The organism is Marivirga sp., from assembly GCF_051117495.1.
Classification (GTDB): Bacteria; Bacteroidota; Bacteroidia; order Cytophagales; family Cyclobacteriaceae; genus Marivirga.
This window is the reverse complement of sequence record NZ_JBNPEF010000022.1, coordinates 62003-85974: the sequence shown is the minus strand read 5'-3', so window position 1 is coordinate 85974 and position 23972 is coordinate 62003. Positions and strand designations below refer to the sequence as shown.

Annotated in this window: 22 protein-coding genes; 14 read left to right on the top strand and 8 right to left on the bottom strand. The window is 34.3% G+C overall.

Annotated elements, in window-relative coordinates; translation table 11 throughout:
* The first annotated feature begins 2 nt into the window (after positions 1 to 2).
* From ACFE0M_RS12480 to ACFE0M_RS12470, 3 genes are all read left to right on the top strand, one after another.
* Positions 3 to 2504, top strand: a complete 2502-nt coding sequence (locus ACFE0M_RS12480) for a protein kinase domain-containing protein (RefSeq protein WP_434546103.1) — start codon at positions 3 to 5, stop codon at positions 2502 to 2504.
* Between the two features lie 81 nt (positions 2505 to 2585).
* On the top strand, positions 2586 to 4049 hold the full coding sequence (gene crtD / locus ACFE0M_RS12475) for a 1-hydroxycarotenoid 3,4-desaturase CrtD (protein ID WP_434546102.1): 1464 nt from the start codon (positions 2586 to 2588) through the stop codon (positions 4047 to 4049).
* Positions 4049 to 4717 carry a carotenoid biosynthesis protein gene (locus tag ACFE0M_RS12470; RefSeq protein ID WP_434546101.1) on the top strand — a complete coding sequence of 223 codons (669 nt, stop codon included), beginning with the start codon at positions 4049 to 4051 and terminating at the stop codon, positions 4715 to 4717. The genes crtD and ACFE0M_RS12470 overlap by 1 nt, the downstream gene beginning before the upstream one ends.
* Before the next feature lie 51 nt (positions 4718 to 4768).
* Here ACFE0M_RS12470 and ACFE0M_RS12465 read toward each other — a convergent pair whose 3' ends face one another.
* Positions 4769 to 4996 carry a hypothetical protein gene (locus ACFE0M_RS12465; RefSeq protein WP_434546100.1) on the bottom strand — a complete coding sequence of 76 codons (228 nt, stop codon included), beginning with the start codon at positions 4994 to 4996 and terminating at the stop codon, positions 4769 to 4771.
* Positions 4997 to 5263: 267 nt separating this feature from the next.
* Between ACFE0M_RS12465 and ACFE0M_RS12460 the strand changes: the two genes are divergently transcribed.
* The gene (locus ACFE0M_RS12460) at positions 5264 to 7042 is read left to right on the top strand and encodes a chloride channel protein (protein WP_434546099.1); all 1779 of its coding nucleotides are present in this window, start codon (positions 5264 to 5266) and stop codon (positions 7040 to 7042) included.
* A 476-nt stretch (positions 7043 to 7518) separates the two neighbouring features.
* On the opposite strand, the gene ACFE0M_RS12455 is transcribed toward ACFE0M_RS12460, so the two are convergent.
* Genes ACFE0M_RS12455 through ACFE0M_RS12440 form a run of 4 tightly spaced genes read right to left on the bottom strand, consistent with a single transcriptional unit; the run spans position 7519 to position 12674 of the window.
* A complete protein-coding gene (locus ACFE0M_RS12455; protein ID WP_434546098.1) occupies positions 7519 to 8586 on the bottom strand; it encodes a S41 family peptidase in 1068 nt (355 codons plus the stop codon).
* Positions 8583 to 9398, bottom strand: a complete 816-nt coding sequence (locus tag ACFE0M_RS12450) for a hypothetical protein (protein ID WP_434546097.1) — start codon at positions 9396 to 9398, stop codon at positions 8583 to 8585. Before ACFE0M_RS12450 ends, ACFE0M_RS12455 begins: the two co-directional genes overlap by 4 nt.
* Positions 9391 to 10599 carry a diaminopimelate decarboxylase gene (gene lysA / locus ACFE0M_RS12445; protein ID WP_434546096.1) on the bottom strand — a complete coding sequence of 403 codons (1209 nt, stop codon included), beginning with the start codon at positions 10597 to 10599 and terminating at the stop codon, positions 9391 to 9393. Before lysA ends, ACFE0M_RS12450 begins: the two co-directional genes overlap by 8 nt.
* Before the next feature lie 41 nt (positions 10600 to 10640).
* Positions 10641 to 12674 carry a cation:proton antiporter domain-containing protein gene (locus ACFE0M_RS12440; RefSeq protein WP_434546095.1) on the bottom strand — a complete coding sequence of 678 codons (2034 nt, stop codon included), beginning with the start codon at positions 12672 to 12674 and terminating at the stop codon, positions 10641 to 10643.
* Positions 12675 to 12910: 236 nt separating this feature from the next.
* Between ACFE0M_RS12440 and ACFE0M_RS12435 the strand changes: the two genes are divergently transcribed.
* The 4 genes from ACFE0M_RS12435 (at position 12911) to ACFE0M_RS12420 (ending at position 17423) form a co-directional block, all read left to right on the top strand.
* Positions 12911 to 15292, top strand: coding sequence for a TonB-dependent receptor (locus ACFE0M_RS12435; RefSeq protein WP_434546094.1), 2382 nt, complete (start codon positions 12911 to 12913; stop codon positions 15290 to 15292).
* A 189-nt stretch (positions 15293 to 15481) separates the two neighbouring features.
* Positions 15482 to 15646: a hypothetical protein gene (locus ACFE0M_RS12430; protein WP_434546093.1), complete on the top strand. Its 165-nt coding sequence runs from the start codon at positions 15482 to 15484 to the stop codon at positions 15644 to 15646.
* Between the two features lie 8 nt (positions 15647 to 15654).
* Positions 15655 to 16650 (top strand): sensor histidine kinase, encoded by a 996-nt coding sequence (locus ACFE0M_RS12425; RefSeq protein WP_434546092.1) that lies wholly within the window; start codon positions 15655 to 15657, stop codon positions 16648 to 16650.
* A gap of 17 nt (positions 16651 to 16667) precedes the next feature.
* Positions 16668 to 17423 carry a LytR/AlgR family response regulator transcription factor gene (locus tag ACFE0M_RS12420; RefSeq protein ID WP_434546091.1) on the top strand — a complete coding sequence of 252 codons (756 nt, stop codon included), beginning with the start codon at positions 16668 to 16670 and terminating at the stop codon, positions 17421 to 17423.
* 40 nt (positions 17424 to 17463) lie between these two features.
* On the opposite strand, the gene ACFE0M_RS12415 is transcribed toward ACFE0M_RS12420, so the two are convergent.
* Positions 17464 to 18222 carry an SDR family NAD(P)-dependent oxidoreductase gene (locus ACFE0M_RS12415; RefSeq protein WP_434546090.1) on the bottom strand — a complete coding sequence of 253 codons (759 nt, stop codon included), beginning with the start codon at positions 18220 to 18222 and terminating at the stop codon, positions 17464 to 17466.
* Between the two features lie 188 nt (positions 18223 to 18410).
* Here ACFE0M_RS12415 and ACFE0M_RS12410 point away from each other — a divergent pair, with 188 nt between their 5' ends.
* A complete protein-coding gene (locus tag ACFE0M_RS12410; protein WP_434546089.1) occupies positions 18411 to 20057 on the top strand; it encodes an RluA family pseudouridine synthase in 1647 nt (548 codons plus the stop codon).
* Between the two features lie 55 nt (positions 20058 to 20112).
* A complete protein-coding gene (locus ACFE0M_RS12405; protein ID WP_434546088.1) occupies positions 20113 to 20577 on the top strand; it encodes a DUF6438 domain-containing protein in 465 nt (154 codons plus the stop codon).
* Positions 20578 to 20580: 3 nt separating this feature from the next.
* Here the strand turns inward: ACFE0M_RS12405 and ACFE0M_RS12400 are convergent, their stop codons facing one another.
* Positions 20581 to 21102 (bottom strand): hypothetical protein, encoded by a 522-nt coding sequence (locus ACFE0M_RS12400; RefSeq protein WP_434546087.1) that lies wholly within the window; start codon positions 21100 to 21102, stop codon positions 20581 to 20583.
* Complete coding sequence (locus ACFE0M_RS12395; RefSeq protein ID WP_434546086.1) at positions 21095 to 21631, bottom strand: helix-turn-helix domain-containing protein; 537 nt, start codon at positions 21629 to 21631, stop codon at positions 21095 to 21097. The genes ACFE0M_RS12400 and ACFE0M_RS12395 overlap by 8 nt, the downstream gene beginning before the upstream one ends.
* Positions 21632 to 21745: 114 nt before the next feature.
* Between ACFE0M_RS12395 and ACFE0M_RS12390 the strand changes: the two genes are divergently transcribed.
* The 4 genes from ACFE0M_RS12390 (at position 21746) to ACFE0M_RS12375 (ending at position 23891) form a co-directional block, all read left to right on the top strand.
* The gene (locus ACFE0M_RS12390) at positions 21746 to 22003 is read left to right on the top strand and encodes a YtxH domain-containing protein (RefSeq protein ID WP_434546085.1); all 258 of its coding nucleotides are present in this window, start codon (positions 21746 to 21748) and stop codon (positions 22001 to 22003) included.
* Between the two features lie 49 nt (positions 22004 to 22052).
* Entirely contained in the window at positions 22053 to 22544 is a 492-nt protein-coding gene (locus ACFE0M_RS12385; RefSeq protein WP_434546084.1) for a Dps family protein, read from the top strand.
* Positions 22545 to 22706: 162 nt separating this feature from the next.
* Positions 22707 to 23483 (top strand): UDP-2,3-diacylglucosamine diphosphatase, encoded by a 777-nt coding sequence (locus tag ACFE0M_RS12380; protein WP_434546083.1) that lies wholly within the window; start codon positions 22707 to 22709, stop codon positions 23481 to 23483.
* A 15-nt stretch (positions 23484 to 23498) separates the two neighbouring features.
* Entirely contained in the window at positions 23499 to 23891 is a 393-nt protein-coding gene (locus tag ACFE0M_RS12375) for a hypothetical protein (RefSeq protein ID WP_434546082.1), read from the top strand.
* The last annotated feature ends 81 nt before the right edge of the window (positions 23892 to 23972 follow it).

Below are 23972 nucleotides of genomic sequence, written 5' to 3'. Positions count from 1 at the left end.
AAATGGGATATTCTTGGAGTGATTTGGAAGAAATCTTCCAAAATGCATTAAAGGTGCCTGCTTCCGAGCGGGAAATTTATGTAAAAAATCAAGCAAATAATAATCAACGCTTGGAAAAGACAGTTCTCATGATGCTGAGAGATGCAGAAAATGCGGATCAGTATTTTGATAAGCTTCAAGAGGGAATAGCAGATGGACTTGAAGAAAAAAAGGAAGATATTTATCAACCTGGAGACGAAGTTGATAAATATAAGATTATCGAGCCATTAGGCCGTGGTGGTATGGGGCAGGTCTATTTGGCGGAAAGAAACGATCAACAATTCGAACAAAAGGTTGCCATTAAATGCTTTTCATCTGATGAAGTAAAAGAAAATTTCTTTGAGAACTTTCGTAATGAGCAACAGTTTTTGGCCAATCTTAATCATCCGACTATAGCCCATATCCTTGATGGAGGCGTTACAGATAAGGGCATACATTATATTATCATGGAGTATGTGGATGGTCTGCCGATTGATGAATACTTAAAATCAACTGCATTAAATCCAGATGAAAAACTCCAACTTTTCCTTAATATATGCGCTGCCATAAATTATGCGCATAACCGGTTGATTTTACATTTGGATATCAAACCATCCAATATTTTAGTAAATAAAGAAGGACAAGCTAAATTATTAGATTTTGGTATTGCCCAAAAGGTTGGAAATAAACTACAAAAACAGGTACAAAAAGCAACTCCATTTTATGCAGCGCCTGAGCAGATAAAGAGGGGAGATAATACCATAGCAACTGATATTTTCCAATTAGGTGTTTTATTACATATAATTTTAAGCTATGAAAACCCATTAGTACCAAATGAAAATAATCCTTACGATCGGGAGGTCAGGCTATCGGAATCGATTAACAAAGAATTAATCTCCATTATTAAAGTTTGTTTGAGTGAATCTTCAGAAAATCGTTATGTTTCTGTATCTGCCTTAGTTCAGGATGTTAGGAATTATATGAATAAAATTCCAGTAAGTGTACACAATAAAAAGTGGACTTATCGAGCTGAGAAATTTATTGAAAGAAATAAAATTAAAATTGCTCTCTCCTCCTTATTGGTGATCTCCTTATTATCTGGGGTTATATTTTCTTCCTATCAAGCCAAAATAGCTAAAGAAAACGAACAAAAAGCGATTAAAACAAGTGAATTTCTATTGGATATTTTCAAAAATGCTGATCCAGTTCAAACAGAAGGAGGTTTAACGGTTAAAGATATTTTGGATAATAGTACCAAAAGTGTTGAGCTAAAATTTGAGGACAGGGAATTCAAGCTTGAATTATATGATAGATTGACAAATATTTATACCAATGTTTATTTATGGAATGATTCCAGAAGGCTTGCTGAAAAAGTGTTGAGTGAATATGAAGACATAGATAACAGAAGTAAGTTAAAAATCATGAGTACGCTTGCGGGAAATTATCGTGAATTGTCGGAGTATCAAAAGGCGGATTCGGTATTTCGAATATTATTGAGGAAGATTGATGATCCAAAAGAAAACCTACCATTGGATTTTAGGATAGAAAATATTTTGGCACTGGGAAAATCAAAACAAATTCAAGGTGAATATGATACAGCCTTATATTTTATAGATAAAGCTAATAGTCTAATCAATAAAGATGTACTTGATAAGGATAGGGCTGATATTTTCAATCATTATGCATCTGTTTATAAAGACTTGTCCAAACTTGACTCTGCTTTCTATTACCAAAAAAAGGCGATTCAAATTTTAGAAGCGAATAACACTCCGGAAAATCAGACAGCCTTGGCAGTTTATTACAATAATCAAGGCAATCTATTTCGAGATATGTCGCTCTATGATTCAGCTATTACTTCTTTTGAACATTCGATAAGTCTTAAAAGGCAAATAGCATCTAAGGCAAATCTAGACATAGCCATAACTTTAAGTAATTTAGGAGGGACCTATTACAAAAAAAAGAATTATGATAGTGCTTCCGTTATTCTAAATAGAGCGATCGATATCTTTAGTACTCAATTGAAACCTGATAATAATTTTATTATATCGACCAGATATAGTTTGGCTAATATTTATTACAGTCAGAAGGAATTTAAAAAGGCTTTACCGGAATATAAATCCATCTTAAGTGCAGATACTGCTAATTTTGGAACGGAACATCCCTATGTGGCAGATGATTATATTTCAATATCTAATTGTTACAGAGAATTAAATGAACTAGGTGAAGCTTATGAATTCCTCAAAAAGGCTGAAAAAATAATTGAAGCTAAGTTTGATGAAAGCCATCAAAAAACTTCTAACCTTTATAATAAGTTCGGAATGTTGTATGAGGCGCAAGAAAATTATACAATGGCACAAATGTACTTTCAGGAATCTTATAATTTAGCAAATAAGTATTTGGGTGAAGATCATCGTTACACCCAACTCTATAAAAAAGATGTAGATCGAATTACTGAAATCATGAAAGGGAAAATTGAAAATTTATAAGGTGATTTTAATTATTTCAAGTGTGTTTTAAAACTTTTTTTCTACAAAGACATTTACTTGTAATAATGAATTAAAGCAAGTATGAAAGCAGTAATTGTTGGTGCAGGCATTGGAGGGATTGCCACTTCTATTCGTTTGGCAAAGAAAGGATATGAAGTAGATGTTTTTGAGCAAAATAGTTATCCTGGTGGTAAGCTCTCTGTATTTGAACAGGATGGCTTTCGTTTTGATGCAGGACCTTCTCTCTTTACATTGCCCGAATTAGTGGATGATTTAGTTGCGCTTCAAAATAAAGACCACAAAATTGATTTCCCCTATAAAAAACTCGATGAATCTTGCAGGTACTTCTGGGAGGATGGAAAAAGATTGACGGCTTATACTGACCCCAAAAAATTTGGTGCGGAAGTAGAAGAGGTCTTAGATATTCCTGCAAAAGTCATTATAGATTACCTTAAAAATGCTGAATTCAAATATGAAAAGTCGGCTAAGCTATTTTTAGAAAAATCCCTACATAAAAGTTCTACATTTCTCTCGAAAGAAGTATTACCTGCATTATTGGGCATTTATAAATTTGGATTGTTTGAGAGCATGAACCAAGTGAATGAATCTAAATTAAAACATCCGAAATTGGTTCAGTTGTTTAATAGATTTGCTACTTATAATGGCTCGGATCCTTATCAAGCGCCTGGTATTTTGACTTCCATTGCTAACTTAGAATTAAATAGGGGCACTTTTTATCCAGAAGATGGAATGTACCAAATAACAGACACTCTCTGCAAGGTGGCAGAAAGTTTGGGGGTAAATTTCCATTTTAATGCTGGAGTAGAGAAAATTATGATAGAAGGAAATGATGCTAAGGGGGTAAAAGTAAATGGGGATTTCATTTATTCTGATTTGGTGGTCAGCAATATGGATATTTATCCTACTTATAAAAAGCTATTATCTGATCAAAAGCAACCTGAAAACATCTTAAATCAGGAAAGAAGTAGCTCGGCCTTAATTTTTTATTGGGGGATTGATCGAGAGTTTAGCGAGCTTGGACTCCATAATATTTTCTTTAGTGATGATTATCATCAGGAGTTCCATCATATTTTCAAAACCAAAACCATAGCTCCTGACCCAACTATTTATGTCAACATAACATCCAAGCATACGCCTTCTGATGCGCCTGAAGGAATGGAGAATTGGTTTGTAATGGTGAATGTACCATCTAATAGCGGACAAGATTGGGATCATTTAATTCCAGAAATAAAGGGGTCTGTTTTAGAGAAATTGCAAAGAATACTGGGTGTTGATATTGCACAACATATAAAAACTGAAAGTATTTTAGAGCCAAGAACTATAGAAAGTAAGACTTCTTCTTATCAAGGGGCATTGTACGGAAGTAGTTCCAATAATCGTTATTCGGCATTTTTAAGACATCCTAATTTTCATCAAAAAATAAAAGGTCTATATTTTTCCGGGGGAAGTGTACATCCGGGTGGAGGAATTCCATTATGTTTGCTCTCAGCTAAGATAATTGATGATTTAAGTCCTGCAAGTTGATGAAAAAAGGAGTTTTAGAAACCTCATTCAATAGTTTAAAATCTAAACCCTTAATTGGGATTATTATAATTTCTGCATTCTATTTTTTTGGAATAATCGGCATCCTCTCTGGCTTCAGAGAGTGGTTTGTTGAGAAAACAGCCTTCAATTTATCCTTATCATTTATAATCTTAACCATTTATCAAAATCAATATAAAGTCTCTTTAATTTGGGCATTTATATTTTGTTATGTCATTGGATTTGCTGCAGAATATCTGGGGGTGAACTATGGATTGATATTTGGAGAATATATTTATCCGGAAACATTGGGGCCACAGTTGGGCGGGGTTCCGATAATTATTGGAATCAATTGGTTTTTGATAACTTTTTGTGTAGCAACCTTAATATACCCACTTAAAATTAATGTGTTCCTTAAAATACTCTTAGCTACAATTATTACGGTTTTTATTGATGTTTTAATTGAACCCGTAGCCATGGAATTGGATTTTTGGAATTGGGAGCATAATATAGTGCCGATTCAAAATTATGTAGGATGGGCAGTAATTTCCTTTTTAATTTTTAGTTTTTATTCATTAGTTAAACTTCCAGTAAAAAATAAAATATCAAAGGTTTTGCTATTTTGGCAGGTAGTATTTTTTGCAGTTTTAAATCTATTTTTAGCAAACTGAAAAAATGAATGCATAAAAAAACCGGTTCTTAAGCCGGCTTTATTTATTAATTCATGCTGAATTTTTCACATATTGGTTCTCTTCTTTCAACTCAAAATATTCGTCAAAAAGAGATTTAGAGATTAATTTACTCTCTGATCCTGAGCCCCATTTGGCATTTATTTCAAATAAACCATTATAAGCCCTTCCTTCATAATTCTCACCCACTTTAAAACCTCTCAAACCGGTTTTTTGGTCAGGTAATTTATTGCAAACAAAATTTATTCTATACCTATCCATGTCTAAAAGTTTTTGTAAAACTATGTACTAAAGACCAAGATGTGTGCCAAAAGGTTGGGATTTATAAAAAAATTATCGACCAATAGCTGTATTTTTAGGATGAGTAGGTTAACTATTAAAATAAGATGCCTTGATTTTTAATGATTTTAATAGAATCAATTTTACCAAAGCATCCATTAAGACGGATATTTTAAAGTATGCCTAAAATGTAGGAAATAACCTATATTTCAATCTTGTATAGCTTGATAATTATTTACATTTGCACGCATGAATTTTAAAGGACTTTTGCTTAAGTTTCTTATTTGGCGTGTGAAACATGTCAGTACTACCAATTTTGTAATCATTACAAGTGGTGTGATAGGAATTATAGCGGGCTTGGCCGCTGTAACACTTAAGGAAAGTGTGCATATACTTCAAAATTTCTTAACCCGGGATTTCCAACAGGAATTCGGGAATTATCTTTACTTAAGTTATCCGCTTATCGGAATTGTACTGACGCTTCTATTATCCAAGTATATACTTAAGGAAAAACTAGGGCATGGAATAACGGATATACTTTATTCCATCTCTAAGAAATCAAGTATTGTAAAGCGTACCAAGACATTTTCCAGAATGTTGACCAGTACTTTGACTGTGGGCTTCGGGGGATCTGTAGGTTTAGAGGCACCTATAGTGGTGACAGGATCTGCTATTGGATCCAATATTGGAAGATTGGTTCATCTCAATTATAAACAACGGACTTTATTGATAGGGTGTGGTTCGGCCGGGGCAATTTCCGCAATCTTTAATTCGCCCATAGCCGGAGTGATTTTTAGCATTGAAGTTATTTTGGCAGAGGTGACCATAAGTTCTTTTATTCCGCTATTGATTGCTTCTGTTTGTGGGGCATTGGTATCGCTTACTTTGTTGGGTGATGATGTATTGTTTTCTTTTAATCTCACTGATGAGTTTATTGCTTCTGATACCCCATTTTACATTTTCTTAGGGATCTTCACTGGTTTAGTAGGCTTATATTTCACCAAAGTGGTCGGCAGGATAGAGGGTTTGATAAAAAATGTTAAGGGAGATTTAAACCGTGCGATAATTGGTGGTGTGGCATTGGGTTTTTTAATTTTTCTACTTCCTCCTCTTTATGGGGAAGGTTACGATACCATTACGAAATTATTGGAGGGAAATGCTCAGGGAATTTTGAATAACAGTTTGTTTTTTGATGAAGTTGAGTCTTTCTATATAATTTTAATCTTTGTTGCGGGAATAATTTTAGTAAAGCCTATTGCTACGGCCTTAACCATTGGTTCTGGGGGTAGCGGAGGGATTTTTGCTCCTTCTTTGTTTTTGGGCGGTGTAACAGGCTTTTTATTTGCATACCTAATCAATAAAACCGGAATAACAGAACCAATTAGCCTAAGTAATTTTACTTTAGTAGGGATGAGCGGGGTGATGAGTGCGGTATTACATGCGCCTTTAACTGCTATATTCCTAATTGCTGAGATTACCAGTGGCTATACGTTGTTTGTCCCTTTAATGATAGTCTCTGCTATATCTTACAGCACAATATCCTATTTTGAAAAATATTCAATCTATACCAAACCATTGGTTGAGAAAGGAGACTTAATCTATCATGATAAAGATCGGCAAGTACTCAGTTTAATTGACTTAAAGAAAGTGATTGAAAAGGATTTGTTGACAATTGATCCCGATGCAACATTGGGCGAGTTAGTTGATTTAGTAAGGTTTTCTAAAAGAAATATATTTCCTGTCGTAAATAAAGAACGCGAATTGATGGGAATAGTGACATTGGATGATATCCGAGAAATAATGTTTGATGAGGAATCACGAAAAAATATTATTGTGAACACCCTTATGCACAGCCCTCCAACCCATGTTACTGCAAAGGAAAGTATGCGTTCTGTTATGATGAAATTTGAAAAGACTGGTGCTTGGAATTTACCTGTTTTAGAAGAAGGTAAATATGAGGGTTTTGTATCTAAGTCCAGAATTTTTAATGCCTATAGGAAAAAGTTGATTAGACAGCAGATAGAATAATCTCTATTCACAAATATAACATCTATTACTATAGTAGTTGGTTTAATGCCTTGATTTCTCTAACTGATTGGCTTTGTGATGATTGTCCACATTTTAAATCTATGGCTTTTAATCGTAACCATCTATTTATCAGATAATTATGTTTTTAGTGTGGATAAGTGTGGATAACTCATCTATTTTGTGGATAAAAAAACACGAGATAATTTGAATCTTATTTTTGTTAAAAAATTAGATGGTTTTACCTACAAGATGTAAGGTTTATGAAAAATAATAATTGTTAATATAATTTCGTTAATTGTTAAACAAAACATGATTATCAAAAAGTACTTAGGTTAATATTACCTCATTTTTAACTGTATGAATTAAATGTTTACTTTAAGTTAACTAATTTGATGATCTTGGATGTTAAATTTTAGTTTGACTTAACTTAGCGTTATGTATTATTTTAGAATCCAAGAATATTAGAAAAGTACAATCTATTGATTTTTAATAAATTCGATAGCTTCTTCTATCAATCGATCGTTCCCATTATTGAAATCAGCCGAATCCAATGAAATTGCAATGTCAGGTTGAACCCCAAACTCAATATTATTTCCGTTTGCATCTATAGTCCTTGTGGAAGAAAATCTATACCTCCATCCATTAGGGAGTTCATTATTGATGGGAAGGCCTCCTCCTCCGCCAGTTTGGTCACCCATCAAAGTAACATTGGGTAAAAAGCTCATCATGCTGGCGAAAAAATTTGCTGAACTATAACTGCTTCTATTCATTAAAACTACGATGGGTTTATTGAATTTGTAATCCTCATCTCCATCAAATTCCAAAAATTTTTCCTCTGCTTGGGTGAAGTCCTCATGTCCCGACCCATTTTTATAAAACCATTCGGCCACTTTAATACGGTCATTTGCAAACCGATTGGCAATTGTAAAAGCATTACTAATACTTCCGCCACCATTGTTCCTTATATCAATGATCAATCCTGCAACTGGGCCATCTAAACTATTGATTTGGAAGCTACCTTCTCTTTCATTGATTAAAAATTTAAGTACTATATAGTCCATTAAAGATGTACTCACATTATCTGAAAAGCTTTCATAATACATATAGCCAACCGAGTCGATAATGGTATTGTGGATGGGACCAGAGATTTGGTAATCTTCGCTAGGCACTAAATAATTTCTTTCAATAACATCAAAATTAAAATTGGTAGGGTATTCTAAAAACCAATCCCAATTGCGAGAAACATCAATTCCTGCGGAAATATTGACATGACCATCTTCTAAAATGAATAGCATATCGGCTAACACATTAAATAATTCGATACTATTCCTGGCATTGAGTGCTTTTGGCCTAAATACATCCCTGGCAGAGTCCCAATCAATATTTTTATCTGTAAAGAAAGAGTATTTTTCATCTACAGTTTGCCATAAATGGTCAAAAATGGCTGCATTTTCCGGTTCAGGGTCTTCCTTTATGAATAATCTTTCACATGAGGAGAATCCCAACATAATTGTCATCAATATGAGGAAGAAATTTTGTTTCATATCTTAAAGAATGTACTGATCATGATAGAATGTTCCCCTGTCCTAATTGGGTTTTCTGCTTTATAGCTTTCATAGCTCCACAAATAATCAAGCCTTAAGCCATTTCCATTTTTAAAGGGATAGTATAAATAATATTGAGCAGACCATTTAAAATAACTGCCAAAACTTATGATTTTACCTTCTTTTACATAATCGAAGAATTCGACTTCCTCCTTATTAACTGAAGCCGGGAAGCGTGTAGAAGCAAATAATGGTCGTGTTGCATAAGTAAGCAAGGGAATACTAGTGAATAAACCTATTTCAAAATTCCTGTTCCAAAGTTCAAATGGTCTTGCCAACATAAGTGCAGGGGCCACAGAAAATCGGGTTTCAATATGTTGGCTGTTGTTAGTGAAATTTAAATGTTGTCTTAAAGCCCATTTGGCAGAAAAGTCAAAGCCTGGTCTGATTTTTAGATTGTTATTTTCAAGATTGAAAAGTTTCCAATATCGCTGAAAATGCCCTTCTAACCTGAAAGTGTACATTTCCGCATTACTGATACTACTTGAGGGATTATTGAAATCAAACTTTGCAGAAGAGGTATTAAGGCTGCTTTCTTTTTCTTGAAAATGCCCTAAAATCACATTTCCTCCAATGCCTTTATAAAGTAGGGGGGAAATGCCTTCATCAATTATATTGACATAACTTCCCCCAACTCCTGTTATGAAATGGGTTTGATTTTTAAAATCATTGGCTTTTTGTTCTTGCCCAAAACTAGGAAAGCTAAGAATGAAAGCAATTAAGCTTAGGCCAAAAATATATAGCTTATTCAAAGTCAACAATTACTTGGTTTCTTAATAAATCATCTAATGATTCTCTTTTACGAATCAATTGATCTTTGCCATCATGAACCATTACTTCAGCAGGTCGATATCGTGAATTATAATTAGATGCCATAGAAAACCCATAAGCCCCGGCATTTTTAATGGCTATAATATCTCCCTGTCTTACTTCCGATAATCTTCTGTCAGTGCCAAATGTATCCGTTTCGCAAATATAACCTACCACAGTATAAACTCTCTGAGTATCAGATGGATTCGAAATATTTTCAATATGGTGATAGGCATCATACATCATCGGGCGCAATAAATGATTCATTCCAGTATCCAGACCAACAAAAACAGTTGCAGGGGTAGTTTTGATGACATTTACTTTGGAAAGGAAATATCCGGCTTCCGAAACCAAGAATTTTCCAGGCTCAAACCATAATTCTAAATCCTTTCCTCTTTTTTTACAGAATTCTTTGAATCTTTTACTTACCTCTTTTCCCAGTTCTTCTATATCAGTAGTGACGTCTCCATCTTTATAAGCGACTTTAAAACCACTTCCAAAATCAATAAAATCAATATTAGGGAAGTCTTCTGCAGCCTCAAAAATGATTTCTGTTCCTCTTAAAAATACTTCTGAGTCTAAAATGTCAGAGCCAGTATGAATATGCAGTCCAATTACATTAATATTGTAATTTTCAATCACCCGCAGTAAATGACGCATCTGCAAAATGGAGATACCAAATTTTGAATCAATATGTCCGGTGGAGATTTTGGAATTTCCCCCTGCCATAATATGTGGGTTTAGTCTTACACAAACCGGAACAGTATCATGATAGCGATGACCAAATTGCTCTAAAATTGAAATATTATCAATATTGATCATCAATCCCAGATCAACTGCTTCCACTATTTCATCTATAGAGACACAGTTGGGTGTGTAAAGTATGTCTTTTGGATCAAAACCCGCCTTTAAACCTAAGTAGGCTTCTTGAATGGAAACTACATCTAGTCCGGTTCCGTGTTTTTTCATCCACTTTAATACGGATACATTGCTCAATGCCTTCGTAGCATATTTCAATTTTAAATTGATACCTGAAAAAGCATCATTTAATCTTTTTATTTGAGACGCGATTTTATCTGCATCATAAACATATAAGGGGGTTCCGTATTTTTTGGCAAGTGATGTTAATACTGTATTCTCCACTGAATATAAATTGAAAAGTAATTGATTGATTAAAGTATTATCTACTGAATACTAATTTTGTCGTAAAATTGTTCCAAATCTTCGGGTTTACCAAATACAAATATAGTGTCGCCCTTTTTTGGCGTAGTTTCCGGCCCAATTTGAGTGGTCAATTCACCATTTCTTTTCAAACCGATTACCGTAACGCCAAATTTATGACGAATATTGGTTTCTGCTATCGGCTTATCCGTTATTTCATCATGATCTTTCTCTATTTCATAGCAAGAGGTCGTCAAATTAGGGAATTCCTCTGTTAGCTTTTGCATCGGACTTCTTTTTAGTACGCCCCGAAGCATTTCATAATTATCAGCTCTTACATTCCGCACAAACTCCTTTATTTTTTTCTGAGGTATAAAATACTGGTTCAAAACCCTAGTGAAAATTTCAACTGATGTTTCAAACTCTTCAGGTATTACTTCATCAGCTCCTAAACGAAGGTTTTCTTCTGTTTCGGTAATAAACCTGGTTCTTACGATGATGTGAATAGTATTGCTGATCGATCTGATTTGCGTAACAATTCTTTTGGTAGCCAAAGGATCCGAAATGGCGATTACCACCACTTTTGCTTTATAAACGCCCAGTCCTTTTAATACCTCAGGCTGAATAGCATCTCCATAATGAATGGGTTCTCCTAGTGCTTTATATTTTTTAATGGTGTCTGGATTCATTTCACAAATCACATAAGGAATTCCTGCGCTTTTAGCGGCTTTTGCTACATTTTGTCCATTGAGGCCAAAGCCTATGATTACGATGTGCTTATCAAGTTCTTCCTCGGGAATTTCGTTTATTTCTTCCGGAGTATCGGGAAATGAAAAGAACATTTTTTGTGTTTTTGTGCCAATTTTAGTAGCTAACTTATTTGTAGCAAGCTTATCGGCAATTTTACCGGCTTTACTCATCATAAAGGGAGTAATTCCCATGGTGAAAAGTGAAACGGATAAGAAATATTGATAGGTTAAATCTGAAATTACCGCATAGGTTATTCCTACTGTCGATAAAATAAATGCAAATTCCCCTACTTGAAAAATTGACAAACCAATACGATAGGAAGTCCTACCTGGGTAGCCCAAAAAAGCACCAGCTAAAGTAGCAATTAAGGATTTTGCCACCACAGTAGCCACCATTAAAGCTAAAATGATGATAAAATGATCCGCCACGAAAAATACATCTAATAACATTCCTATGGACACAAAAAAGAAAGAGGTAAATAATTCATGAAAAGGCAAGATATTACTGGCCGCTTGATGGCTATATTCTGATTCCGATACAATTAATCCAGCCAAAAAAGCACCTAATGCCAAAGACAGACCAAGGGAAGAACTTAGCCAAGCTATGGAAAAACAAATCAATACAATCACCAAAACAAATAATTCCTTACTTTTTGTTTTGGCAATTTGATAAAATAACCAAGGAACAATATACCGAGCACTTACTAAAACAAAAGCTATAAGTAATGCGGCCTTCAATAACATCATCAATATTTCCATCCAGATATTCTGGGACTCACCTGCCAGTAATGGGGTGAACAACATCATAGGAACCACAATAATATCTTGGAAAATAAGAATGGCCAAGATAGTTTTACCATGTGGTGTAGAAGTTTCGCCTTTATCTTGGATGATTTTTAAGACGATGGCTGTACTACTTAAAGAAAAAAGGAAGCCTAAAAATATAGCAGCACTTAAATCAAAACCAGTATTCAATGCTATGAGCATCACCACCAAAATTGTCCCAACTACTTGAATTGTTCCTCCAATGAAAACGGCTTTTTTAATGGAGATTAGACTTTTAATTGAAAATTCGATACCAATGATAAAAAGCAAGAGAATTACACCTATTTCTGCAAATACCTTAACGCCTTCTGTCGCATCAATTAACTGGAAACCATAAGGCCCAGCTATGATACCCGTGATTAAAAATCCAATAATAGGAGGTACTTTCAATCTTCGGAATAGTAGTATTACGAATATGGAAAGCCCTAAAATAATGACAATGTCACTTAAAATCGGGATATCTACACTAGCTGCTAAAATCATTGGGTATTTTATTTAATCTCAAAAATAAACATATATGCTATACTTTTTAGGTGAATGACCAACTCAATTGAAAATAATATTAATTTTTAAAGGAGTACTTACTTGGCCTTGCAAAATTTGAGTTTCGAATTTTACCGGTTCATCCCAAAAACTATCGGGTTGAGTAGTTTTTATTATTTCAAAAAATTAGCACGCCCTTAATTTGCTTGCACAAATCAACAGAAATTATGCAAGCCATGAGAAAATTATTTATCACAGTACTATTATCGGTGATAGGATTCATCGGATTTGGTCAGGGAGACGAAAAAGAACTTACTCAAAATGTAAGAGGTACTATAATGGATAAGGTTACGCAATCGCCTTTGCCGGGGGCAAGTGTCAAGATTATAGATAGCGATCCTTTAAAAGGAGCAACATCGGATGTTAATGGACAATTTTTATTGCCAGACGTGGAAGTGGGAAGAATCAGCTTACAGGTTTCCTATATTGGTTATGAAACGATCTTTATTAATCAATTGCAAGTCACTAGTGGCAAGGAAGTGGTGCTTAATTTGGAATTGCAAGAGAGCATTGAACAATTGTCGGAAGTAACGGTAAAAGCCAATAATAATCCTCAAAATGCTTCCAACGATTTGGCCTTGGTGAGTGCCAGAGGTTTTGATATGGAAGAAACCAACCGTTATGCAGGAGCCAGAAACGACCCTGCTCGAATGGCACAAAACTTTGCGGGAGTAAGTGGAGCCAATGATTCTAGAAACGACATCATCATTAGAGGGAATTCTCCAAGTGGTGTTTTGTGGAGATTAGAAGGTATCGATATTCCTAATCCAAATCACTTTGGGGCTTTGGGTACTACCGGTGGCCCCGTTAGTATTTTGAATAATAATTTATTGGCCAAAAGTGATTTTATGACCAGTGCCTTTCCATCTGAATATGGAAATGCAACAGCCGGAGTATTTGATTTGAAAATGAGAAAAGGAAATTCTTTTAAAAGGGAGCATATTTTCCAAGTAGGCTTTAATGGATTTGAATTGGGAACAGAAGGGCCTATTGGAGAAGAAAATGGGGCTTCTTATTTATTGAATTACCGATATTCAACTTTGGCACTGATGGACGAAATAGGATTATCACCAGGGACCGGAAATGCAGTTCCTTATTACCAGGATTTTTCTGCCAAAGTAGATGTGCCCACTAAAAAGCTAGGAAAATTTAGCCTTTTCGCCATTGGAGGCAAAAGTAATATTGATTTGTTAGGGACTGAAGTCGATACTACGGAAACAGATTTATATACAGAAATTTCCCAGAACATTTATAATTCAGCCAAAATGGGCGTGGTGGGGCTTTCTAATACCCAATATTACAATGATAATACCTATGGAATCTTCAGCCTTTCTGCAGACTATAGTTTTTCAGGCAATATCGTAGATTCTCTGAGCACTGAAAATAGAGAACCTCAACCTTTTTACCGAAATAATTACGGTCTAACAAAATACAGAGCCCAATACCATTTTCATCAGAAAATTAATGCCAAGCATAATTATGTGGCAGGCTTTAATTATGATGTGCTTTCATTCAATTTGCAAGATAGTATTTATCAAGCCACGAGTGATAATTTTCAAAATTTAAGAGATGAGCAGGGTGTTTCGGGTCTTGCCCAAGGCTTTTTTCAGTGGCAATATAGGTTGAGTAAAAACCTAGATGCCACAGCAGGACTGCATTATCAATATTTTGCTTTCAATGGTTCGCAACAAATAGAACCGCGATTAGGGGTAAACTATCAACTCAATGAGCAAAATAGCTTGAAATTTGGCTATGGATTGCATAGCCAACTTCAAGTGATGCCTATTTATTTCTTGGAAACTCAAAAAGAGGGAAATGGAAATGTAAGGACCAATGAGAATTTAGATTTCACCAAATCCCATCATTTTGTAGCGGGCTTTAATCATCAATTTAATAGAGATTTTAAGTTGAGGGCAGAGGCATATTACCAGCACTTGTATGATGTGGCAGTGGAAAGGAAAAGCAGTTCATTTTCAATGCTGAATGCAGGCGCAGATTTTGGGGTTCCCAATGCCGATAGCTTGGTCAATAATGGATTAGGTAGAAATTACGGTTTGGAATTGACTTTAGAGAAGAGCTTTAGCAAAAACTATTACTTTTTGTTTACCACTTCATTATTTGAATCAGAATACCAAGGCAGTGATCAAAAATGGAGGAATACAGCTTTTAATAGCCAATATGTATTAAATGGACTGTTTGGCCGTGAGATTGAATTGGGCTCAAAAAACCGTGTTTTAGCAATAGATATTAAAAGTACTTACGCTGGCGGACAGTATGTGACGCCAATTGATTTACAAGCTTCCAGACAAGCTAAGGAAATGGTGTTGGATCATGAAAATGCTTATTCAGAAAAGAATCCAGATTATTTCAGAACTGATTTAAAATTAAGCTTTAGGATGAACAGCAAGAAATTAACGCATGAATGGGCTTTGGATATTCAAAATGTATTCAATACCCAAAATTTATTTAGAAGAACGTATAATCCTGTAACGGAGCAAATAGTGGATAATTACCAATTGGGTATTTATCCTATCCCACAGTATAGATTAACTTTTTAACAAGATGACAAGCACTAAAACACCCCTATAATCCCCTCGAGGGGATAGTTCTCACAGATTAAAAATAGAAGAAAATCCGTGTGACTCCCCCCATGAGGGGGGCGTAGGGGGGTGTTGATTTTTGACATAGTGCTTTTTAAGAACAGCGTTAACAGAAAAATTATCTAAAGTAAAAAAATAAATCAAATTATGTCAAAAATTCAAAATTTTGAAGAAGTTATGAGAAAGAAGTGGAATAATCTAAGCAAATTAGAAGTAGTAATTTTTAAAATACTGATAGTGTTGGTCTTAGGAGTGTTCATTTTTACAATGGGCGTAGAAGCAGGTGATGCAGTTTATAAAGCTTTAAATTAGAAGAAAGCATGAAGATTAAGGAGCCATACGATCGATATTTAATGATGCTTGGATTAGCGACTGTATTGTCAGCCACTAATCCTGATGGCTCTTTTTGGACAGTATTCGTGATTACTTTAGCCTTTACCTTTGCTTATTGGGAGGGTAATTATCATATTGTGGGAAGGGTCAGAACCAAGTTTCCCGCACTAAAAGACACCAAAAAGAGGATACTCACCCAAGTAGGCTGGTCTTTTTTATACACCATTGGGGTTGCCAGCTTCTTGGTGATTCTGTTGCATTTTTTAGGCTTTGTACCCTATTCTGCAAAATATCATTTGTACAATTTGGCCTTAGGTTTAGGCATCACCATTATCATTTCCATAATCTATGAAACAGTATGTTATTTCCAATTGTGGAAAGAGGCGCTCCTGGAAAGCGAAAGATTGAAAAAAGTGGAGGCTAGATTACAATATGAGAGCTTGAAAAATCAGGTTAATCCTCATTTTTTATTTAATAGTTTAAATACACTGTCTTCTCTGATTTCGGTCAATCCTGAAAAGGCTGAAATATTTGTACAAGAGTTCTCCAAAATATATCGCTATGTTTTGGATGTGAGAGAGAAAAGCTTTGTGCCTCTTAGTCAGGAACTTGAATTTGTAGATTCTTACATCTACCTGCAGAAAATACGCTTTGATGATCATTTATATTTTGAAAAAAATATTCAAGTTGAAATGGATGATTACTTTATCCCGCCATTGATACTTCAAAATCTGGTGGAAAATTGTATTAAGCATAATAAGGTTAATGAGAAGTATCCGCTAAAAATTCAATTAATAGTACAAAATGGGATTTTAAAAGTCATCAATAATTTACAAGAAAGAAAAGAGGACTATCCATCCACCAAAACTGGATTGTACAATATTGATCAAAGATTTAAACTATTGAATGGAGAAGCTCCAAAATTTTATACAAAGAATGGACAATTTATTGCGGAAATTAAACTTCAAACTTTAGCAGAATAAAAATTAAGAGCAAAGAGATGAATGCAGTAATTATTGAAGATGAAAAATTAGCTGCTCAAAAGCTTCAAAAAATGCTTGCTAGAATTCAACCTAGTTTGAAAATAGTAAAAGTGATGGGAAGCATTGAGGAAGCAGTGGATTTTTTTCAAAAGGAGCATGATATAGAATTAGTGTTTTTGGATATTCACCTTTCAGATGGAAGTAGCTTTAATATTTTTGATAAAATTGAAATTAAAGCACCTATCATTTTCACCACTGCTTATGACGAATATGCCCTGAAGGCATTTAAGGTCAATAGCATTGATTATCTTTTAAAGCCTATAGCAGAAACAGATTTGTTGAAAGCTTTAGAAAAGTTAAAAAATATCACCGAGAAGGAACAGAAAGTTAATGTGGAAAAATTTCTTTCTGCCTTTAATGAAAACAAACCTGCCTTCAAGCAGCGGTTTTTAGTTTCTTACGGTAGCCAAATCAAATCAATAAAAGTAGAAGAAACAGCATATTTTTATGCAGACAATAAAATGGTGTTTTTGGTTAGTCATTCTGGTCTTAAATATGTTACAGATGAAACTATGGATCACTTAGACCATTCCCTTGACCCCATGGAGTTTTTCAGGATTAATCGGTCATTCATTATAGGGATTAATGCCATCAAACAAATGCATACCTATTCCCGTAGCCGCATTAAAATTGATTTGATGCCTGCATGTGAAAAGGAATGTATTGTAAGTACTGAAAAATGTAGTGATTTTAAAGCTTGGTTGGGAAAATAAGAAAGCTATTTTGTCATTTCAAACAAAATAGCTTCCCCAATTAGGCAGTCATTCCACCATCAACAGGATTCACGGTACCAGTTATAAAGCTACTATCATTGCTTCCTAAAAACAACATCAGTTTAGCAACCTCTTCATTTGTGGCATAGCGCTGTAAGGGAATAGTTTGCTCAAATCCTTTTTTGGCTTCTGCTCCAGCACCGGGTGCGAAACCCTCTTCCAAAGAACGCATCATTCTGTTATCAACAGGAGATGGGTTTACAGTATTCACTCTGATTTTATGTGGTGCACCTTCCAAAGCAGCTGATTTCATCATACCAATTATTGCATGCTTACTGGTGACATACGGCAAAACATTTGGCGTTCCCATCAATCCAGCTACAGATGAAGTTATAATGATACTACCGCCTTCTTTATTCTTTTTCATAACCGGGAAAACATGTCTCAATCCATAATAAACTCCTTTTACATTTACATTCAAAACCTGGTTGAACACTTCTAATGGGTATTCATCCAATGGCGCCACTTTACCTTCAACTCCTGCATTATTATAGAAAATATCGATTCCGCCCATCTTATCCACTGCATATTGAACATATTTAGCTACTTCCTTTTCCTCGCTTACATCAGCCTTAAAAGTGAAAAGTTGATCGGACGCTAATTCCTCTTTTGCTTTTTCTAAATTTTCCTCTTTTAAGTCGGTGATGAGTACCTTCGCACCTTTTGCTATTAATTCCTTGGCTAAGGCTTTGCCTATAGCGCCACTTCCTCCTGTGATAACAACTCTTTTATTCTTCATGGTCTAGTGTTTAGTTCTAATAATCAGAACGTTATGTGAGGGGTGGAGTTGGTGAGTTTAGTTACATAAGAATATGATTAATATCATTGATTTTAATTCTGATATTCTATGTATAATATTGAGCTAAGATTATAATTACTTAATTTTGCATTTCTATTTAGCTCATACTAATGCAATAAGTCCTTTTCATGCAAGATTCCTGCTTCCATAAATTCAAATCTGATATTTCAGATTATTCATTACCTGAAAGATTTACTTTCCCATTTTCTTATGAACCTCATCCCCTCACCGAATTGGCTGCAAATGAAATACAGGAGATCTTAAAATCTGCTAAAATCCGAAATGAGATTAGCGGTAAAATGTATAGCGTATTAGTGGTTCAAAATCAGTCTGGTGAAATAGGCTACCTGACTTCATTCTCAGGGCAGGATTTTGAAGGGGCACCACCTGTCAGCTTTGTTCCTCCCATTTATAATAGATTGGAATTAGAAGGCTTTTACAAAAAGGGAGAAAAGGAATTAGATAGAATCAATCAAAAAATCAAATCGCTTGAAGATGATCCAAACTTTAAGTTGTTAATGGAGGAGCTCAAAGATCAAAGCAAGCAATCCAGTCTTCAATTAAAATTTGAGCAAAAGAAAAAACAAAAAGCAAAGGCCTTAAGAAAAGAAAAACGAGAGGAAGGTATGGTCAATCTCAGCCCTGAATCTTTTGATAAATTGGATGAACAACTTCGAAATGAAAGCAGGAATGAGGATTATGATTATAAAAAGCTGCATAAGGCATGGAAGAAGAAAATTGCTTCCATACAGTCAAAAGTGGCGGTTTATGAATCACAAATTCAAAAGCTTAAAAAAGAGCGAAAACAGAAATCCACTCAACTTCAGAAACAGATTTTTGACCAGTATCAGTTTTTAAATACCAGAGGTAAAAGAAAAGGACTAGAAGAAATCTTTGAGCCAATTGGATATCCTCCTTCGGGGGCTGGAGACTGTGCCTTGCCCAAATTATTGCAATATGCATTTGCCAATCAGTATAAGCCATTGGCCATGGGAGAATTTTGGTGGGGGAAAGCACCCAAATCTGAACTAAGGAAGGAGGGGAGGTTTTATCCTGCTTGCAGCGGAAAATGTAAACCTATTTTAGGACATATGTTGAAAGGATTGAAGTTAGAAGATGACCCTCTTTTACAATATACGGCTGCGGACAAAGTAATTGAAACTTTACATGAAGATGAACAAATTGCAGTGATTGTAAAGCCAGCCGGATTACTCAGTATTCCTTCAAAGGAGATTAAAGATTCGGTCTTGACCAGAATGCAACAAAAATACCCCAAAGCCACTGGCCCTTTATTAGCTCACCGATTGGACAAAATGACATCGGGAATTATGTTGATCAGCAAGGATTTGGAAAGCCATAAATTTTTGCAAAAACAATTCATGGATAAAACCATTCAAAAAAGGTATTGTGCTGTATTAGAAGGTGAATTGAAGCAATCAAAAGGAGAAGTAAATCTGCCACTTGCTGTTGATGAAGATAATCGTCCTATGCAGAAGGTAGATTATGAAATTGGCAGAAAAGCATTGACTCAATGGAAATTGATTAAGCAATCTGAAAATAGAAGTGAAGTGCAATTTGTTCCAGTTACGGGAAGAACTCATCAGCTCAGGGTACATGCCGCACATCCTGAAGGCTTAGATGCTCCGATTGTTGGGGATACGCTTTATGGGAAAAGAGATGAAAGGTTGATGTTGCATGCATCTTATATTCAATTTAAGCATCCTAAAAATGAAGAATTGATGGTATTTGAAAGGAATGCCCCTTTTGGATTGTAACCAATTAGATTCATTTCTGTATAAACAATAGGTTCAAATTTAAATTATAGCATTAATGTTCAAAGGCAAAACAGTAATAATTATTTCAATATTTATTTCATCAATGGCATTGTCTTCATGCGTGAATAATCAAAATCTGACTTCCAAAAATGTAGAAGAAATCTTTAGTCTAGATACCACTCCTTGTGAAAATCAATGTCCAGTATATGAGTTGTCACTTTATGGGAATAAAAAATTGATATTTAATGGTGAAGAAAACACCTCTCTTAATGGAAAACATGAAAAAACCCTATCTGATGAACAATTTGAAGCATTACTAGGGATAATTGAATCCGCTGATTGGGTAAATTTGGATAACGATTATCGATCAAATGTTCAGGGCTTGCCAACACAAAAATTTACCTATAATCGAAATGGTATCAATAAAAGAGTATCTCGATACGGGGCAGGTCCTGAGTCGATTTCAAACCTTTCTGAAATAATCTTGGAGTTTGTAGAAAATCAAGTTTTTAATGAATAGTAATCAATTCATTTTCAAATATTTATTCGGTAGCTTTTCCTCATCAGATTCATTGCTCCAAAAAACAGACATGATATACCATCGATCTTTTCCTTTAAGTAATTGAATACTATTGATGCCACGCCTTTCAATTGGGCCATTTTCAGAAGTTCGTACAGCATAGGTACTAAAGCAATGGGCAATATTACCGAATGATTCTGTAATTCTGTGTAATTCTTGTTCGTAAAAAGCTGTTCCACCTCGGTTTTTCTGATACATTTTAACGTAGTCCTGCGGAGTCCAATAATGATAAGTTACTTCACCACTTTCTGTTTTTTGAGTGGGGATTAATTTTGCATCTTCCGAAAATAGGTATATAAATCTATTCCAATCCCTTTCTTTATCGGCAGGTCCTGAAATAACTTCAGTCAAGGCAGACATAATGGCCTCAATGGATTGAACATCACGATCATATTCTTGGGCAAAAGATAAATGGGAATAGATAATGAGTAAATATAGGAATGTGAGTTTTTTGAAACTAGTCATGTTTTTTGTCTAAAATTTTAATTAAATCAGTATTACTTTTCAATACTGTTAGCAAGATATCCAATAAGTTTTCATAGTCAGCCGATAATTTTTTGTTTAACTCTACGGCATCACTATTAGATTCCATTCTCATCTTATGGAATGCCCTAAAGCCTTCAACCATTTTATGAATATCCTTGTTTTGGTCTTTGAGCTTTTTGATTTTTTCATCCGGATTATGGTTTCCTTTTAAGGCATTCACTCTGTCCTTTAAGCCTTGGAGGGGAAAACTTTCTTCAAATATTTTAAACGGATTTTTTTCTGACTGTATTTTTCTTGTGGAAAATTGCAAATCTTCATTTACGATCTGGTGGATATCAATTTCAAAGTAATCCGCAATTTTGACCAAGTTTTCAATGCTGGGCTGAGCCAGTTCTTTTTCATAAGAGGCAATATTACCTCTTTTGAGTCCAACAGCCTCTGCCATTGCAGTTTGACTTAGTCCTTTTTGCGTTCTGAGATATTTTATATTGTTTGCTATTTTTGTCATTTGTTAACAATATTAACATTTATTGAGGAAAAATGTCAATATATGTAACATTTTCTTACAAACAAGGTTAATACTAATAGAAATTAATTAATAACCTTAAAATAAAAAATCACTATGAATAACGGAGTAAAAATTTTGACAGGATTTAGTTTAGGATTGTTAACAGGAGCAGTTGCAGGATTACTTTATGCACCTGAAAAAGGAGATAAAACAAGAAAAAAATTGAAAAAGAATGTTGATAAATCATATAAAGATTCAATGAAAAAAATTGATGAATTGAAATCAACATTAAATAAAGAAATCGATACAGTTTCCACCAAAGGAAAGGAAACAATCGACCAATTAAAAGAATCAGTTAATTATAAAAATTAATAAGAGACTGATGTTTTAATTTTTTTAACCAAGTTAAATTAAATAATATATGAGTACTACAGTAGAAAAAAGATATAGAAAATTAGGTTTTGATAAATCAGAAACTGAAAGATTGGTAGAAGTAATGAATGCATTGCTAGCCAATTATCACATGCATTATCAAAAACTCAGAAACTTCCACTGGAATGTAAAAGGTGCCGATTTCTTTGATTTGCATGAGCAATTCGAAGAAAGATATGATATCGCAAAAGAAAGCATTGATGAAATAGCAGAAAGAATAAGAGTTTTTGGACATACTCCACTCAGTAATTTGAGTGACTATATGGAAAATTCCAATATCAAAGAATCTCCAACTGATTTGCCTGCGGAAGAAATGGTGCAAGAAATATTAAATGATTATCAAATATTATTATCATTTTTAACTGATGCTATGAACGCAGCTATTGATATAGGAGATGTTGGTACAGAAGATATGTTGAATACATTTATTCAAGATATGGAGAAACATCACTGGATGTTAAGTTCATTTTTAGGTAAATAATAGTATTTTTTCATAATTGTAATTAGAGCTGGATTTTTCATAAGTCCAGCTTTTTTTATGTAGAGCCAAAATTCTATAAGTGAAATGATTCCAAAAGATTTTTTTGTTAAATGAAAAAAATAGTTAGGTTTTAATCTGCTTTTTTTAGCTTTGTAGCCGATCATGAAAACCCTTAAACTGGATATACCGGCATCAAAAAAAATATATTTTGCTTCAGATTTTCATCTGGGAGCCCCCAATTTGAAGGAGAGCCATATTAGAGAACAAAGAATTGTCCGGTGGATGGATCAGATTCAACCCGATGCTTCCGCTTTATTTTTAGTGGGTGATATTTTTGATTTTTGGCATGAATACAAAAAAGCTATTCCTAAAGGATTTATTCGCTTTCAAGGTAAATTAGCTGAATTGGCTGATAACGGATTGCCTATCTATTTATTTACTGGAAACCATGATATGTGGATGTATGGCTATTTTAAGGAAGAATTGGGTATTGATGTGTTCAGAGAGCCCATCACTTTATTGGCTAACAGTCAAAAAATTTTAATAGGTCATGGCGATGGTTTAGGGCCTGGGGACAAACAATATAAATTTCTTAAAAAGGCTTTTGACAATAAATTGTGTCAATGGCTTTTCAGGCAAATTCATCCCGATTTAGGAATTAGGATTGCCAATAAATGGTCAGCTAATAGTAGAATTAGCAGTAGCACTTCTGATACGGAAAAATTTTTGGGGGATGGAGAATGGCTATGGACTTATGCAAAAGAGGTTGAAAAACGTACACATCACGATTATTATGTCTTTGGACATCGACACTTACCACTTGATTTGGAGGTGGCAGAAAATTCTCGCTACATAAATTTAGGGGAATGGGTGAATTATAATACTTTTGCATCTTTTAATGGCAAAGATTTTGTGTTAGAAAAATTTGAGGATGAATAATTACTACCCAATAATATGATTAGAGTTTTAGTAATACTTATATTTTTATGTCTTTCGATTTCTATTTCCAATGCTCAAGAAAGTTCGCAGGACAGCATTGAAGTGGAAAGTATCGAAAAAGATGGAAGAGTAAGTTATCCTAAAAAATTATTGGTTAATCCTGAATTTGATTTTAAGCTTAAGAAAACCGAAACAGGAAAATTCAGCATCAGTTTTTACAAAGAGAATAACAAATCCACAACGATTAAAATATACGATTTAATAGGAAATTTAATCAAACAAGAGACGGTTTCTAAATCTGGCCTATTTACAAAAGAATATGATTTAAGCTATTACAACCCTAAATTTTTCATAGTGGAGGCGGGAAGTTCACAATACAATAAAACCAAATCCATTATTGTAGAATAGTTTTCAGTTTTAATTTCCTGATATCAAAAAAAAGCCTTTCAAGTTCAAACTTGAAAGGCTTTTCTATTCTTAGATATTGAG